The sequence below is a fragment of the Morococcus cerebrosus genome, assembly GCF_022749515.1.
Taxonomy (GTDB): Bacteria; Pseudomonadota; Gammaproteobacteria; order Burkholderiales; family Neisseriaceae; genus Neisseria; species Neisseria cerebrosa.
In genome coordinates this window covers 55,471-70,511 of record NZ_CP094242.1, presented here as the reverse complement: position 1 = coordinate 70,511, position 15,041 = coordinate 55,471, and the positions used below count along the sequence as shown (strand labels likewise).

Here is a 15,041-nt window from a genome sequence, read left to right as displayed (position 1 = left end):
ACGGTAAAACAGGTTCAGACGACGTCTCTCTGACGGCAGTGCGTTTTTCCGTTTTTTTGTTTTTCTTATTTATAGAATATGATGGAACTGCCGCATTTTGCAATAGCCCCGGACATTCGTGAAGGATGTCGTCCAAACATTCCACCAATTTCGCGCCGTCTTTAATCAGCTTGTGGCAGCCCTTACTGTGCGGATTGTCTATCGAACCGGGCACCGCCATCACCTCACGTCCCATCTCCGCCGCCAGCTTGGCAGTAATCAGCGAACCGGATTCCAACGCGGCCTCGACCACCAGCGTAACCTGCGACAACGCGGCGATCAGGCGGTTGCGGCGCGGAAAGTTGCCCGCAAACGGCCGCGTATCCAAAGGAAACTCGCTGACAATCAATCCTTTTTCGGCGATTTCATAGGCAAGGTTTTTATTGGACGGCGGGTAAATGCGGTCTATGCCCGTCCCCCATACGGCGATGGTGTCGCCGCCCGCCTGCAATGCGCCTTGGTGGGCGGCGGTGTCGATACCCGAAGCCATACCCGACACGACGGGAATATCCTGTTCACTCAACGCTCTGCCGAAATCTTTGGCAATCCGCATCGCCTGCGGCGTGGCATGGCGGCTGCCGACAATGGCGGCGGAAGGTTTGTGCAGCAGTTGCACGTTACCGCGCAAGAACAAAACCGGCGGCGCGGTAATGCCCTGCGTCAGCATTTCAGGAAAATCATCATCTTGCAGCAGCAACAAACGGCAGCCGTCCTGCTTTTCCCATTGCAGCGCCGCTTCCGCAGCCTTTTGCGCCAACGCCCGTTTTTCGCCGTTGCGCCAAGATTCGGCTGCCTGCTTGTGGCGCACTATCGTGGCGATTTGCTCCGCAGGAGCATCCAGCGCGGCTTTCGCGCTGCCGAAACGTTGTAGTAGGAGCAAGAAGCCCTCCGCGCCGACATAAGGCGTAAACGCCAGTTGCAGCCAGGCAAGGCGGTCGTTTTCCGTCATTAATTGTGTCCCCTTGTTGTTTTCAGACGACCTTTGTTCGGGAGGTCGTCTGAAAACAGATAAATGTCAGTATTTAACGATAAAGCCGGCGAACTTTAAACCGATACGGCGTTCCCACACCTGATTCCGGTTTCGTACCTGTTCACCGTCATGCGGATGCTGCCAAACAGCCGACAGCCCGTTAGTAACTTTTGTAATATTTTTATATTCTACACGATACGGCAGGAAAATCTGTCATTTGAATGGTTGTCGCCCATTGTGTCAAAAGTGAGTCGGCTCTACGGCAAAAGCGAACAGATTAATGGCAAACAAGGTCGTCTGAAAACATACCGCAGCGTGCCGTATGCTTTCAGACGACCTCTTATCCTACTACCGCCCTACTCTTCTGCTTTTTCCGCTGCGCTGCGGCGGGAAACGCTGATGCCTAATTGTTTGAGTTTGCGGTAGAGGTGTGTGCGCTCCAGGCCGACTTTTTGGGCGACGCGGCTCATGTTTTGCCCTTCTTGGGCGATGTGGTACTCGAAATAGCGGCGTTCCAATTCTTCACGCAGTTCGCGCAAAGGCATATTGAAGTTGAAACCGCCGACGATTTCGGTGGCGACTGTCGCCCGTTTTTGCCCCAATGCGGCAACGACCGCCTGCTCGTGGACTTCCTGTCCGTCCGCTTCCAGCATCAGGTTTTTCACGACGCTGCGGAGCTGGTCGAAATTGCCCGGCCAGTTGTATTGGCAGAGGACGGTCAGCGAGCCGTTGCTGAATTTGACGGGCTGGATTTTTTCGCTGTCCGCCAATTCGGTCATGACTTGGTTGACCAAGAAAGCGATGTCTTCGGATTGGCTACGCAACGGCGGGATGCTGATGACGTTGCCGGAAAGCAGTTCGGACAACTTGGCATCGGCTATGGCGTCTGCCGGGCTTTCATCGGCGGCATGGCTGCCGGCGACGATGACGCGCACGTTGTAACGGTCTGCCTTGCCGAGGATGAAACTGATGCCGTTTTGGATGTTTTTGCTGTACTGCGCGGCATCACCGAGATAGAGCGTGCCGCCCGATGCTTTTTGCAGCAGTTCCAAAGGCGCATCGGCAATGAGTTCGACGCGGCTGAGTCCGACCCAAGGCGTGCCGCTTTTGTGGAAATAGCGGGCAACGATTTCAAACGGCGAACCGGTTTCGCCGCTGAGCAGCACGGGGCCGCTTTTTTTCACGGCAGGCTCAAGTTGTTGCTTGAATTCTTGAATGGCGGGGCTGTTGCCGAGTTTATCGAAGGACAAGCCCGCCGCCATCTGCATTTCGCCGTGTTTGAGGGCGCGGTCGACGGTAGAGAGCAGCTTTTGCAGGGCAATCGGTTTTTCCAGAAAGTCGAGCGCGCCGATTTTGGTGGCTTCGACGGCGGTGTCGATGCTGGCGTGTCCGCTCATCATCACTACGGGCATATTGAGCTGCCCGTTTTTCGCCCACTCTTTGAGCAGGGTAATCCCGTCGCAGTCGGGCATCCAGATGTCCAACAACACCATGGCGGGACGGGTCTGGTGGCGCAGTTGGCGCGCCTCTTCGGCGTTCTCCGCCAAAGCCACGGAATAACCTTCGTCTTGGAGGATTTCCGAGAGCAAGTCGCGGATACCTACTTCGTCATCTACAATTAAAATATCACTGCTACGCATAAGTTTCTACCAATCGGGGTAAGGCTATTTTCACACACGCGCCGCCTTCGTTCTGATTGCTCAGGCTGATGCGGCCGCCGTGCTCTTCGATGATTTTCTTCACAACGGGCAATCCCAGTCCCGTACCTGTCGGCTTGTCGGTAACATACGGCTCGAAGGCATTATGCAGCATTTCCTTGCTGAAACCTTTGCCGTTGTTACAAACGGTCAATAAAACCTGTCCGTCGTTATCTTCACCGACGCTGACATTCACTTGAGGAACTTCTGCCTCTTCCGCCGCCTCTGCCGCGTTTTTGAAAATATTGTGCAACACCTGCCGCATGGCGGTGGTATCGGCGGAAATCGGCTGCGGTTTGTCGGACAAGTTTGGAACAAAGCGGCACGCCCCGCCCTCGTACAGCAGCAACACTTCTTCGACCAAACGGTTCAAATCGTGTTTTTCAAAATTCAGCGACGGGGCGCGGGCGTAATTGCGGAAGGCTTCGACCATTTCTTTTAATGCCGCCACCTGTTTGACGATGGTGTCGGTCGAACGGCTGAGGATTTGGGCGTGTTGTTCGTCCAATTTATCATGCAATTTCCATGCCAATCTCTCGGCGGAAAGTTGGATAGGCGTGAGCGGATTGCGGATTTCATGCGCCAACCGTTTCGCCACTTCGCCCCATGCGGCTTCTTTTTGGGCGCGGATAAGGACGGTGATGTCGTCGATCACCATCACCACGCCGTTGTCGTTGTCGTCAGGCAGGATGGTGGCTTTGCCCAAGAGAATCCGCGCATCGTCGGGGGCGGCGTATTCGACTTGGACGGGCTTGGCGGCATTGGCGGTTTCTTCAATGGCGGCAAACACTTCGGCAAGCAGGGTCTGCTGCGGCGATTGTCCGCGCCAGTCGTGCCAGTTGCTACCCCACAGCGGCACCAATTCAATGCCCAAAATCCGTTCGGCTGCTTTGTTGAAGGTTTTCAGACGACCTTCGGCATCCAAAGTAATCACGCCCGTGGTCAGGCTTTCCAACACGCATTCGAGATAGTGGCGCGCCGCTTCTTCGCGCAGGCGGTTGTTCTCGTCGGCTTCTTTGGCGATGGCAAGCTGTTCGGTCATGTGGTTGAACAACTGGGTCAACCTGCCGAATTCATCATTGCGGAACACGGGGCGTTTCTGGCTGAAATCGCCCTGCGCCACCGCCCTTGCGCCTTCTGCCAACGACAATACCGGCTCGACGAAGCGGCGGGCGAAATACAGCGCCATTACCAAGGCAAGGAAAATCGCCAACAGAGCGGCAACCAGCAAAGTCGCCAAGAAGAAGGTTTGCAGGCCTTGTTTGGTGTAGCTCAATTCGGCGTATTTCGCCCGCGCCGCTTCAATCAGCGTCGCGTCTTGCGCCACATCCTGCGGGATGGGCTGACGGAAAAACAAGGCATAATCGCGTCCGTTGTGCGCGCCGATCAACATCCAGCCTTGCGCGTACAAGACATTTTCTATGTTTTCCAAACTGCGTATCGAGCCGGTCTGCTCCAGCTTCTCCCATCCTTCTTTGTCGAGTTCGGGTTGGTTTAGTTTCAGCGGATTGACACTTTTCTCGGTTTTGTGGGTTTTGACATCATAGAGCGAAAGCTGGGTAAAGCCGCCCGATTTGGCGGCATTTTTCAGCGCCTTGCCCAAATCGCCGTCCACAGACGCGGTGCTGATCATGTCGATTTGCACCGGCGTAGCATTACTGACTGCGTTGTCCACTGCCAGATTCAGCGCGGATTTGCTCAAGTTCAGGCTGCGTTCGAGGGCTTCGTGGGTATCGTTGCCGAACCACGAATTAATCGTGCCGTTGATGAACTGCGCGGAAATGCCGAACAGAAACACGCCCGGCAATACCGCCACCAGCGTAAACATCCCCGACAGCCGCCGCGCAATCTGCGAACCGAACACACCCTTGCTTTTGTCGCGCATGAGGAGCAGGACGTAGCGCGTCAAAACCGATGCCAACACCAGCATCAGCAGCGCACACAGGGCGATAATCCACCAGAAATATTCCGCCAGCGGGCTGGTGCTGCCCGTTGCAATGGTCAGTCCGTAGAGCAGTCCCACCGCCGCCAACACGGCAATCAGGAGAAAGCGGCGCATGGTTTACTCCTGAGAGATGGTCAGAGACTTCCAGCCGGAATCCAAGTGCCAGTTTTTAGAAGTCAATGCGTTGATTTGGAAGGGTTTGGGCAGCTTCGCTGTTGAAAGCAGCAGGCGGATTTCGGCTTGTGTGTCTTTCGCTGCGACGCCGCTTAACGCGCCTTTGGACAGCACTTTCCAGTTGGCGACCGCCCCTACGCCGCGCAAGGCGGTCTCAAGCGTGTCGTATTCGGTGGAAAACGTGCCGACGGTTATGCGGTAGCGGTTGGTCAGCGGATGGAAGGAAAGTTTGTAGTGGATGGTGTTGTCGCTGTTGAGCAGCTGGTCAAACTTGAAGCGGTAAGACGGCATGGAAGGCGCGGAAAGCTGCCAGCTCAAAGTGAAATTCAACGGCACGCCCTGCCGGAGCGCCTGTTTGAGCTGGTCGGGCAAATCGGTGCGGAAACGGCTGCTGACGGAAAGCTGCCCGGTTTCGGTCAGTTTCGCCTCGGAGCGGGTCACGCTGATACCCTCCGCCGCCGCATTCAGCGACAGGGCGAGCAACAGCGTTCCAAACAGCCGTTTACTGCTTTTTGATAAGCGCGTAATAAAAGCCATCTTGATGTTTGTTCGGTAAAAGCACACGCGATTCGATCAGCTCGGCATCGGCGTGGCGGTTGAGGAATTTTTGCAACTGAACGTCGTTTTCTTCGACGAACACCGAGCAGGTGGCAAGCAGCATTCTGCCGTTTTTCGTCAGGGTTTGCCAAAGCGCGTCCAGCAATGCCTCCTGCTGACGGGCGGTTTTGGCGGCATCGGTCGGACGGCGCAGCCATTTCACGTCGGGATTGCGCCGCGCCACCCCCGAAGCGGTACACGGCACGTCGGCAAGGATGGCGTCGAAAGGCTTTCCATCATACCACGCCGCCAAGTCCTGCGCATCGGCGCAAGCCAGAGCGGTCGTCTGAAACCCCAAGCGGTCGAGATTGTCCTTCACCCTTTTCAGACGACCTTCATCTATATCCAAAGCGGTAACATGACAATCCGCCAGTTCCAACATATGCCCCGTCTTCCCGCCCGGCGCGGCGCACGCGTCCAAAATCCGTTCGCCGTCTTTAGGGTTTAACAGATACGCCGCCTGCTGCGCCCCGAAATCCTGCACCGACACCAGCCCTTCGGCAAAACCGGGCAGCCGGTTCACCGGCACAGCTTCTTCCAACGTAACCGCATATTCGTCCAACGCCTTAGCCGCAATCCCTTCCGCCGCCAGCTTTCCCAAATACGATTCGGCATTGCCGTGGCGGCGGTTGACCCGCAGCGTCATCGGCGGATGCGATTGCAGCGCGGTGGTGATGTTGTGCCAATGTTTCGGATAATGGTTTTTCAGGTATGCCACCCACCACAGCGGCAGGTTGTGCTTCGCCACATCGTCTTTTTTGCACGAAGCCGCGAGCTTGTCGCGTTCGCGCAAAAAACGCCGCAAAATCGCGTTGGCAAACGAACGGTACTGCCCGCGCCCGATTTTCGCGATACTCTCGACCGCCTCGTTGACCACCGCATGAGGCGCGTTGCGCGTGTAATGCAGTTGGTACATCGCCGCCAAAAGCAGGCTTTCGAGCTGCGGATTGTCAATCGGCTTTTTCAGCATCTGCGCGAGCATATGCTTCAAACTGCCCAAATAACGCTGGCAGCCGTAGGCAATATCCTGCAGCGCGCCGTTTTCCTGCGCCGTCAGCTCGGGATGCGCCGCGCGGATTTGCGCCAACACATCCTGAAGGTTGTGCCCTTCGGCGACCGCCGCAATGCTGTCGGCGGCGAGTTTTTGGGCGAGGGACATACTCATAAATTCAATTCCTTAAATACCTGCTTCGGTTCGATTTGTTCGTTAAAAATGTAAACGCCTTACAAGCGGTTCGGGCGGTGTTCGGGGCAAAATTCAAATTGTGTTAATCCGATTGCCCGCTCATGACAATATCCATATAGTCCGTTCTTTTCAACACACATAAGGATTCATCATGACTTTGCGCGCCCTCTCCCTGCTTGCCGTTTCCGCCGCACTCGTTTCCGGCAGCCTGACCGCCGCGGCGGCACCGCACAAACATTCCCGCGCCATCTCCCAAGCGCAAGCCGTCAAAATCGCCAAGAAACGCGTCGGCGGCGGCCGCGTTACCGACATCGACCACAGCGACGGACGCTGGGAAATCGAAATCCGCAGAGGCTGTACCGAATACGATGTCGACGTTTCCTCACAAAGCGGCCGCGTCATCAAAGTGGACACCGACAACCACTGCGACGATTAATCGATTCTTGATAATGGATTCTTATAGGAAGCCGGACTGTCTGTCCGGCTTTTCTGTTTTCAGACGACCCCAAGCTTGCCTAAGGTCGTCTGAAAAACATTTAATCTGCCGTTTTGCCTGATTCGGGAATTTCAGACGACCGCCCCGTCCCGTTCCAACAATGCCCGATAGCGTTCGGCATCCTGCGGCGAATAGCAACAGAAAATGATTTTTTCGACAGACGGACACTGCGGCAAGGTTTTTTTCAAAATCGCCAAAGCAGTCTCGGCAGCCAAGTCGGCGGGGAAACGGTACACGCCCGTGCTGATACAGGGGAAGGCGATGCTGCGGATGCCGTGTTCTTGCGCCAACAGCAGGGAATTTTGATACGCCTCCGCCAGCTTGACCGCTTCGCTGCGGTGTCCGCCGAACCAAACCGGCCCGACGGTGTGAATCACAAATTTCGCCGGCAGCCGGTAGCCTTGGGTGATTTTCGCTTCGCCCGTGCGGCAGCCGTTCAACTTTCTGCACGCTTCCAACAATTCCCGTCCCGCCGCGCGGTGAATCGCGCCGTCCACGCCTCCGCCGCCCAACAACGAGGAATTGGCGGCGTTCACGATGGCATCGACTTCAAGTTTTGTAATATCGCCTTCGACTACTTCAAACACTGCCATGATCTGCTCCTAAACGTGGGGAATCTTGTCGTCAGTTCAACAAAACCAAACGTTTCCCTGCCCGATATTTTCAGACGACCTCTGAATCATCAGAAGAAAGGTCGTCTGAAAATTGATAACCGGCCCGCTGTTTTTTGATACAGCACCTACCGCCAACCGTCATTCCCGCGCAGGCGGGAATCCATCTTTGAACTTCAACAACGCTTTTCGAGCATCCGTTTCTTGGATTTTCCAATGGATTCCCGCCATAGCTCATTCTCGCGTAGGCGGGGAAGGCATGGCAGCTAAGAAATGGGGGATGGGCTGGCTCTAAATTAGTTTACGAAACGGCTTCTATAAAACCGTCCCAACCTCAATCTTATGCCCTGCCGCAAACGCCGCAATCGGCATCCGTTTGCTGCCCGAAGGCTGCAATTCGGTAATCTTCAGCGCGTTCTCGCCACAGGCGACAACCAAGCCGTCAGCCGAGCAAGACAACACTTCGCCCGCCCTGCCTTGTTGCGCGACTACTTCAGCCCGCCAGATTTTCATCGGCTTGCCTTGATATTCCACCCATGCAGCGGGGACGGGGTTGAAGGCGCGGATTTTGCGTTCAATCACTGCCGCGCTTTCGTTCCAATCGACACGCGCTTCTTCTTTGCTTAATTTTTGTGCATAAGTCACGCCTTCTTCAGGCTGTTTGACGCTTTTCAGACGGCCTTCTGTTTTTAATTGTTGCAAATCAGCAACAATCGCCGCCGCACCGAGATTCATCAGCGCATCGTGTACTTCATTCGCCGTATCGGTCGGTTGAATGGCGTAACGGTGTTCGCTGACCACATCGCCGGTGTCCAAACCAATGTCCATCTGCATGATGCACACGCCCGTTTCGGCATCGCCCGCTTCAATCGCCCGCTGAATCGGCGCCGCGCCGCGCCAACGGGGTAGCAGCGAGGCGTGGATGTTGAGGCAGCCGTGTTTCGGCGTATCCAACACGTCTTGCGGCAGAATCAGTCCGTAGGCGGCAACGACCATCACGTCGGCTTCAACCTCTTTGAGCATTTGCAGGGCTTCGGCGTTGTTGCGCAGTTTTTCAGGCTGCGCCACGCGCAAACCCAACTCCAATGCGGCCTGCTTCACGGGAGACGGGGCAAGCTGCATCCCGCGTCCTTTAGGACGGTCGGGCTGGGTCAACACCAGCGGGATTTCAAAACCGGCGGCGGCTATGGCTTTTAAGGCGGCAGCGGCAAAATCGGGCGTACCGGCAAAGATGACTTTCATGGGGAAACTCCTTGGAAATGGGTTTCAGACGACCTATATAGCGCAACGGCAAACATTGCGACAGGTCGTCTGAAAGTTTGAAAAACAACGGCTTGCTGCCGCTTCCCCTCTTTCAGACGACCTGTTCGACCGTATCATTCGGCTTTTAGATGGTGTGTTTCTGACGTTTTTTCAGTTTGGTCTTAATCCGACCCTGTTTGAGCTGCGACAGGCGTTCGACAAAAACGATGCCCATCAGGTGATCCAACTCGTGCTGCACGCAAATCGCCAACAGCCCGTCCGCCTCCAGCGTGAATTTCTCGCCTTTTTCGTTCAAAGCCTCAACCTTGACGCGCTCGGCGCGGGTAACGGTGTCGTAAATGCCCGGCACGGACAGGCAGCCTTCTTCGTAAGTGGTTTCGCCGTCTTTTTCAACAATGACGGGGTTGATGAACACGCGCGGCTCGCTGCGGTCTTCGGTCAAATCCATCACGACGACGCGCTCGTGCACATCGACCTGCGTCGCCGCCAGCCCGATGCCGCGCGCTTCGTACATGGTTTCAAACATATCGGCAACCAGCTTTTGGATGCGCTCATCGACTTGCTCGACAGGCTTCGCCACGGTGTGCAGACGCTCGTCGGGATATTGCAGGATATTCAGTAAAGCCATAATTTTCTCTTCGTTTTTCAATACTTGGGACGCGCATTCAAACGCGTCCGGCAGCAGATTGTGTGTGTTTTCATACAAATTTTGCGCCTGTCTTCACAATTCCCGTGATGACACTAACATTCAATGATAAAATATGCGTCAATGAATTTCTGTTCAATGCGCACGAAACGCCTATTGACGTTTTTTAAAGGGGGACGGCGGTTTTTTTGCAAACTCCCGGCCATTTCATTTTCTCCGTTTATCATTTAAAGACAAACCGAATCAATTTCAAGGGGAACGGTTATGCAACAACGTATTATAACCCTGCTTTGTGTCGCGGGCATGGCAATTTCCGCCCACGCTCAAGCAGCTTCATTAAAAGTGCGCCCCGATGCGCCGCAACGCTACGTCGTGAAAAACGGCGACACACTCTGGGGCATCTCCGGCAAATATCTGTACAGCCCGTGGCAGTGGAACCGCCTTTGGGGCGCAAACCGCGGCGAAATCCGCAATCCGCATCTGATTTATCCGGGTCAGGTGTTGGTTTTGCGCTACGTCAACGGCCGCCCGCAACTGGGCTTCGAAAACGGCTCCGCAGGCAATGACGGCATTCCGGTCATCAAACTCAGCCCGCGCGTCCGCGAAACCTCTTCAGGCTACGGCATCCAAACCGTCAACGTGAACTTCTACCGCATGTTCATGCAACATCCGCAGTTCATCGACCAAATGAAGACCCAAGACGCACCGCGCCTGATCGACGGTCCTGACAACCGCATCATGTACAGCAAAGGCGAACGCGTGTACGCCTACGGGGTTACCGAACCCGGCCGCTATCTGGTTTACCGCGCCGTCAAAGACCTGACCGATCCCGATACCCGTAAATACCTCGGTCAAGAAGTCGTCTTCAGCGGTATCGTCAGCACCCTGCCCTACACCAACAGCGCGCTGGACTCTGCTTCTGACGAAGACCGCAAATACCTGAAAGACGGCGAATACTACACCCGCCTGCACCCGCTGGCGAAAGTGCCGACCCAAACCGCGCAGCCTATGATTGTGGAAGAAGCCGTTTCCGAAATCCGCAAAGGCGATTTCCTGCTGAAAATGGACGGCGAAACCGAGCCTTTCCAAATCATGCCGCACGCGCCGACGCAACACATCGACGGTAAAGTCATCTCCATCCTCGACGGCGTACACGAAGCCGGACAATTCCAAACCGTTACCCTGAACAAAGGTTCCGCCGACGGCTTGGACAAAGGCACGGTCTTGAGCATTTACAAACGCGACCGCCAAGTGAAAGTCGATTTGGAAGAAGGCAAAAAAGGCCGTAAGAACATCGTTAAATATGTTTCCATCCCTGCCGAAGAAACCGCATTGGCCATGGTATACCGCACCGGCGAACATCTCTCGTCCGCCATCATTTTGGAAAACCTGACCAGCATCAACATCGGCGACACCGTATCCGAACCCGGCCGCGACTTGGACAACATGTCTGACGACAAACCGCACGTCCGCAACGAGCCGCAAGATTCCCACGATACGGAACACAACCAATACAATATCCACAGCAATATCAATAAATATTGATCGATTGCCGACAACAAAACGTCGTCTGAAAATTTCAGACGACGTTTTTTATAAAAATTTGAATAAGCAACGCCGTACCGTCATTCCTAATCAGCGTGAGTCTGATCCTGAGTTTTTCAAAAAATTATGAAGATTGCCGTAATCTCAAACCTCCAAATATCCGCCCGCGCGGGAATGACAATGTCGATATTTCTTGCTATCGCCCGCTCTATCTGCCCAATCCGCTTTATCCTCAAGATAACTTGTTTCTTGAATGTGCCGATAAACTTCTGCCGCTCATCTCTACCAAGTCATAAGCGGATATATTGTTACCTATCGAATCAGTCATGCGCCAAACAGGTCGTCTGAAACCTTTTCAGACGACCTGTTTGGCTATGGGCGCTGTGTTAACTGCCTGAACCGACGGTGTAAACCTTACCGATGCTTTCGGGGTCTTGCAGGACGGCGGCGACGGCGGCGGCGAGTCCGTTTCGGCTCATGTAGTTTTTAGGGATGCCGTCGGGGTGGTCGGTCAGGATGTGGCGGTTGTCTTCGCTGTTGTCCAATCCGCAGGGGCGGAGGATGGTCCAGTTCAGGCTGCTTTGTTTGAGGTAGATTTCGGCTTCGGTTTTGGCGCGGACGGCTTCGCCGAGGGCTTGTTTGAAGGGTTCGCTCATCATGTCCCATTGTTCGCCGCAGCCCATGCTGGTAATCAGGATGAAACGGGCTTGCGGGTTGGTAGCCTGGGTGGCGGCAATGATGTTGATGTTGCCCAGTGCGTCGCTGCGTATACCTTGTTCGTTTTTGCCGCCAACGAAGCTGATGACGCTGTCGGGGCGGTATTGTGCGAACACTTTGTCGAGCGCGTCGGCATCGAGCGCGTCGGCGGTGGCCGTCTGAATGCGGTGTTCGCTAAAGAACGAGTCTTCAGGCGGCTTTCTTAATACGGCGACGGTGTCGGCAGGATGGGTGAGTGTGCTGATGAACGCGCGGCCGGACGAGCCGTTGGCACCGAAGATGAGTTGCATGGGGAGCTCCTTTGTGTGTTGGATGGTTAGGGGTTCAATAATCTGTTTACTTTGTTGAGTGGTTGGGACAGGCTGGTTGATTTTCAGACGACTTTGTTGTGTTTGATGCTGCGTGGTCGTGGGCAAAGCCCACGCTGCCTTTTTTCGGTTTTCTCTTGCGACAGAACTGAGATTGTCTGAAAAACAGGCAAAACGAGTTTTATATAGTGGATTAACTTTAAACCAGTACGGCGTTACCTCGCCTTGCCGTACTATCTGTACTGTCTGCGGCTTCGTCGCCTTGTCCTGATTTAAATTTAATCCACTATAACAATAGCCGTAGCATGGGTTTTGTCTGCGGAATTAACTTACCGGTTTGGGGTCGTGCCCTCTCCCTGACCCTCTCCCACGGGGAGAGGGGATGGGTTGGTAGGGAGAATCCAAGCGACAGAGAAGCCAAAAATGGTTGGATTTCAGTCGTAGCATGGGTTTTGCCCGCGGAATTGACTTACTGGTTTGTGCTTTGCCCTCTCCCTAGCCCTCTCCCACGGGGAGAGGGGATGGGGTGGCGGGTAAACTCCAAGTGGCAGAGAAGCCAAAAATGGTTGGATTTCAGTATCCTCTATCCCCTCTCCCCGTGGGAGAGGGTTAGGGAGAGGGCGGTAAGCGCGAGCTTACTTTGTGGCAAACGCCAATCTTGCAGGCAGCCTGTCGAATTTCATCGGCTATTTACGATGCCGAAAGATTTTGTTTGTGCAGGAATGCGGCAATTTCTATCGGCTTCAGGCAAAGGTCGTCTGAAACCTGTTTAAGCCGCATCAAACAGTTTTCTCATGGCTTCGATTTGGTGTTGTTTCAGTTCGCCTGCTTCGTCGCGGCCGACGAAGATTTTGAACATGGCGCCGCCGTTGCGGTTGATGAAGTTGAGCGAACAGGTGGCTTTGCCCATAAACGGGCGTTCCAAAAGGTAGATGGCAGCGCAGTTTTCGTAATAGATATGACCGTGTACGCCGCCGTCGGTTTCGGGGTGGTCGAAGTTGTAGAAGCCACGGCCGACTTTGCCGCCGGGCAGTTTGCCGATAACTTCGACGATGGCGTCGGGGGTGTGGGCGATGAAGGTGACGGCTTCGTCCCAAGCGGCGACGGCTTGGAGGATTTCGACGATGCGGCTGCCTTCGGTTTGGCGGATGCAGTTTTCGGGCAGGCAGCGGATGACGTCTTCAAAATTGCATTGGTTTTGCGCGGCAAGCATTTCGAGCACTTGGCCGGGATTTTTTTCCAATGATTGGCGCAACATGATTTGTTGTTCGGATGAAAGTTTTTGCATGGTTTGATCCTTTTCTTGGGTCGGAAGGGTGAGCATGAGTTTGCGGATGAGAGTAGGCGACCAGTAGCGGCCGCTGGTGTTCAGGCGGATGAGGCCGTCTGAACCTTGTTCTTCAAAGAGCTGCATTGCCTGCCATTGGGCAATCAGTTTCTGCGCGGCGGCGTTGCCGTCAAACAGCGAGGGATTCAGACGACCTGTTTCCATGTCGTGCTGCACTTGTCCGAGCAGGGTTTTGTTCGGGCTGTGGCCGCTCATGAAGGCGATGTTTTTTTCGCCTGTCGGCGTGGCGAGGTAGCTATCCAAATCGCCCTGCACCTGATAGCTGAAGCCGCCGAGGTTGCCACCTGCGCCGGAGCCGAACGCCCAGCAAGGGATATTGGATTTGACCAGCGTGTTGTAGCGGTTGCGTTCGCCGCGGCCGGGATAGGCGAAATGGCTGTTGCTGACTTGGTTCCAGCCTTTTTGCGCCAGTGTTTCGACGGCGTAGGCGTATTGGTCGGCCTGAACGTCGAAACCGGGTGGGGCGGGAAATGCGCCTTTTTCCACCATGCGGTTGATGGGCAGCATGGGATAGAGGTTGAAGGCGTAGGTGTCGAGTCCGGACAAAGGCAGGGCGGTGGCGCGTTCGAGGTCGTTTTTCCAAACGGCGTCGGTTTGGTTGGGCAGGCCGAACATCAAATCGACAACGATAACAGCATTGATTTCACACAATTTTTCCAGATAGGCAAAGGCTTCGTCGCCGCCGTGTTTGCGGCCGAGGCGGCGGCGGATGGCGGTGTCGAAAGTTTGCACGCCGATGGAAATGCGGTTAGCGCCCGCTTCGATGCAGGCTCGGGCTTTTTCGATGTCGAAATGGCTCATGCGGCCTTCGATGGTGAACTCGCAGTCGTCGGCAATCGGCAGGTATTGGTAACAGGCACGGATGAGTCTGGCGAGGTCCGGGGTTTGCAGCGCGGTGGGCGTGCCGCCGCCGAAATAGACGGCGCGGATTTTGCCGTTGCCCTGACGGATTTCGGCTTCCGCCGCCATTTCTTCGATGATTTTGTCGGTGTAAACGCTGCTGTAACTCTCTTTCCATGCGTTGCGGTAGAAGCCGCAGAACACGCAGTGGTTGGCGCAGAAGGGAATGTGCAGATAGGCGAGCGCGTCGGAATCGGCGGCATGGGGGAGCTTCTGCCGCCAAATATTTTGCCATTGCGGACGGGGAATCGGTATGCCACCCCATATCGGCATCAGAGCCTGCCGTTCGGGAAAGGCTTTGGGCGCGGATTGGCGCGGTGTCCAAACGATCTGCTTTTCCATATTTGATTAAAAATGATTATTAATCATATTAGGAAATTAAATCACTGTCATCAGGCAGTGTCAAGGATGATGGAGCGGGAAAACGGAACATGAACAGTGTCGGCAGGTGAATAAATATAGTGAATTAACTTTAAACCAGTACGGCGTTGCCTCGCCTTAGCTCAAAGAGAACGATTCTCTAAGGTGCTGAAGCACCAAGTGAATCGGTTCCGTGCTATCTGTACTGTCTGCGGCTTCGTCGCCTTGTCCTGATTTAG

General features: G+C 54.8%; 11 protein-coding genes and 2 pseudogenes. 2 read left to right on the top strand and 11 right to left on the bottom strand.

What is annotated here, in order from left to right; all coding sequences use genetic code 11:
• Window positions 1-57 precede the first annotated feature (57 nt).
• The 5 genes and pseudogenes from dprA to rsmB form a co-directional block, all read right to left on the bottom strand.
• Window positions 58-988, bottom strand: a pseudogene (dprA, locus tag MON37_RS00305) (DNA-processing protein DprA); the annotation flags it as partial.
• 377 nt (window positions 989-1,365) lie between these two features.
• Complete coding sequence (locus tag MON37_RS00300) at window positions 1,366-2,649, bottom strand: sigma-54-dependent transcriptional regulator (RefSeq protein ID WP_003763191.1); 1,284 nt, start codon at window positions 2,647-2,649, stop codon at window positions 1,366-1,368.
• Complete coding sequence (locus tag MON37_RS00295; RefSeq protein WP_039409376.1) at window positions 2,642-4,765, bottom strand: sensor histidine kinase; 2,124 nt, start codon at window positions 4,763-4,765, stop codon at window positions 2,642-2,644. Before MON37_RS00295 ends, MON37_RS00300 begins: the two co-directional genes overlap by 8 nt.
• Before the next feature lie 3 nt (window positions 4,766-4,768).
• Window positions 4,769-5,362, bottom strand: coding sequence for a DUF4390 domain-containing protein (locus MON37_RS00290; RefSeq protein WP_003742625.1), 594 nt, complete (start codon window positions 5,360-5,362; stop codon window positions 4,769-4,771).
• Window positions 5,328-6,587 (bottom strand): 16S rRNA (cytosine(967)-C(5))-methyltransferase RsmB, encoded by a 1,260-nt coding sequence (rsmB, locus tag MON37_RS00285; RefSeq protein WP_039409374.1) that lies wholly within the window; start codon window positions 6,585-6,587, stop codon window positions 5,328-5,330. The genes MON37_RS00290 and rsmB overlap by 35 nt, the downstream gene beginning before the upstream one ends.
• A 172-nt stretch (window positions 6,588-6,759) precedes the next feature.
• Between rsmB and MON37_RS00280 the strand changes: the two genes are divergently transcribed.
• A complete protein-coding gene (locus MON37_RS00280; RefSeq protein WP_003760535.1) occupies window positions 6,760-7,044 on the top strand; it encodes a PepSY domain-containing protein in 285 nt (94 codons plus the stop codon).
• Window positions 7,045-7,175: 131 nt separating this feature from the next.
• On the opposite strand, the gene MON37_RS00275 is transcribed toward MON37_RS00280, so the two are convergent.
• The 3 genes from MON37_RS00275 to def all read right to left on the bottom strand — a co-directional run bounded on the left by MON37_RS00275 (window position 7,176) and on the right by def (window position 9,606).
• Complete coding sequence (locus MON37_RS00275; protein ID WP_039409370.1) at window positions 7,176-7,697, bottom strand: O-acetyl-ADP-ribose deacetylase; 522 nt, start codon at window positions 7,695-7,697, stop codon at window positions 7,176-7,178.
• A gap of 333 nt (window positions 7,698-8,030) precedes the next feature.
• Entirely contained in the window at window positions 8,031-8,957 is a 927-nt protein-coding gene (gene fmt / locus MON37_RS00270) for a methionyl-tRNA formyltransferase (protein ID WP_039409366.1), read from the bottom strand.
• A 145-nt stretch (window positions 8,958-9,102) separates the two neighbouring features.
• Window positions 9,103-9,606, bottom strand: coding sequence for a peptide deformylase (gene def, locus MON37_RS00265; protein WP_029609881.1), 504 nt, complete (start codon window positions 9,604-9,606; stop codon window positions 9,103-9,105).
• A gap of 282 nt (window positions 9,607-9,888) precedes the next feature.
• Here def and MON37_RS00260 point away from each other — a divergent pair, with 282 nt between their 5' ends.
• Entirely contained in the window at window positions 9,889-11,169 is a 1,281-nt protein-coding gene (locus tag MON37_RS00260; RefSeq protein ID WP_009312686.1) for a LysM peptidoglycan-binding domain-containing protein, read from the top strand.
• A 386-nt stretch (window positions 11,170-11,555) separates the two neighbouring features.
• Here MON37_RS00260 and MON37_RS00255 read toward each other — a convergent pair whose 3' ends face one another.
• The 3 genes and pseudogenes from MON37_RS00255 to hutW form a co-directional block, all read right to left on the bottom strand.
• Window positions 11,556-12,176 (bottom strand): NAD(P)H-binding protein, encoded by a 621-nt coding sequence (locus MON37_RS00255; RefSeq protein WP_039409362.1) that lies wholly within the window; start codon window positions 12,174-12,176, stop codon window positions 11,556-11,558.
• A gap of 201 nt (window positions 12,177-12,377) precedes the next feature.
• Window positions 12,378-12,485, bottom strand: a pseudogene (locus MON37_RS12360) (IS5/IS1182 family transposase); the annotation flags it as partial.
• A gap of 478 nt (window positions 12,486-12,963) precedes the next feature.
• Window positions 12,964-14,784 carry a heme anaerobic degradation radical SAM methyltransferase ChuW/HutW gene (hutW, locus tag MON37_RS00250; RefSeq protein WP_039409357.1) on the bottom strand — a complete coding sequence of 607 codons (1,821 nt, stop codon included), beginning with the start codon at window positions 14,782-14,784 and terminating at the stop codon, window positions 12,964-12,966.
• Between the last annotated feature and the right edge of the window lie 257 nt (window positions 14,785-15,041).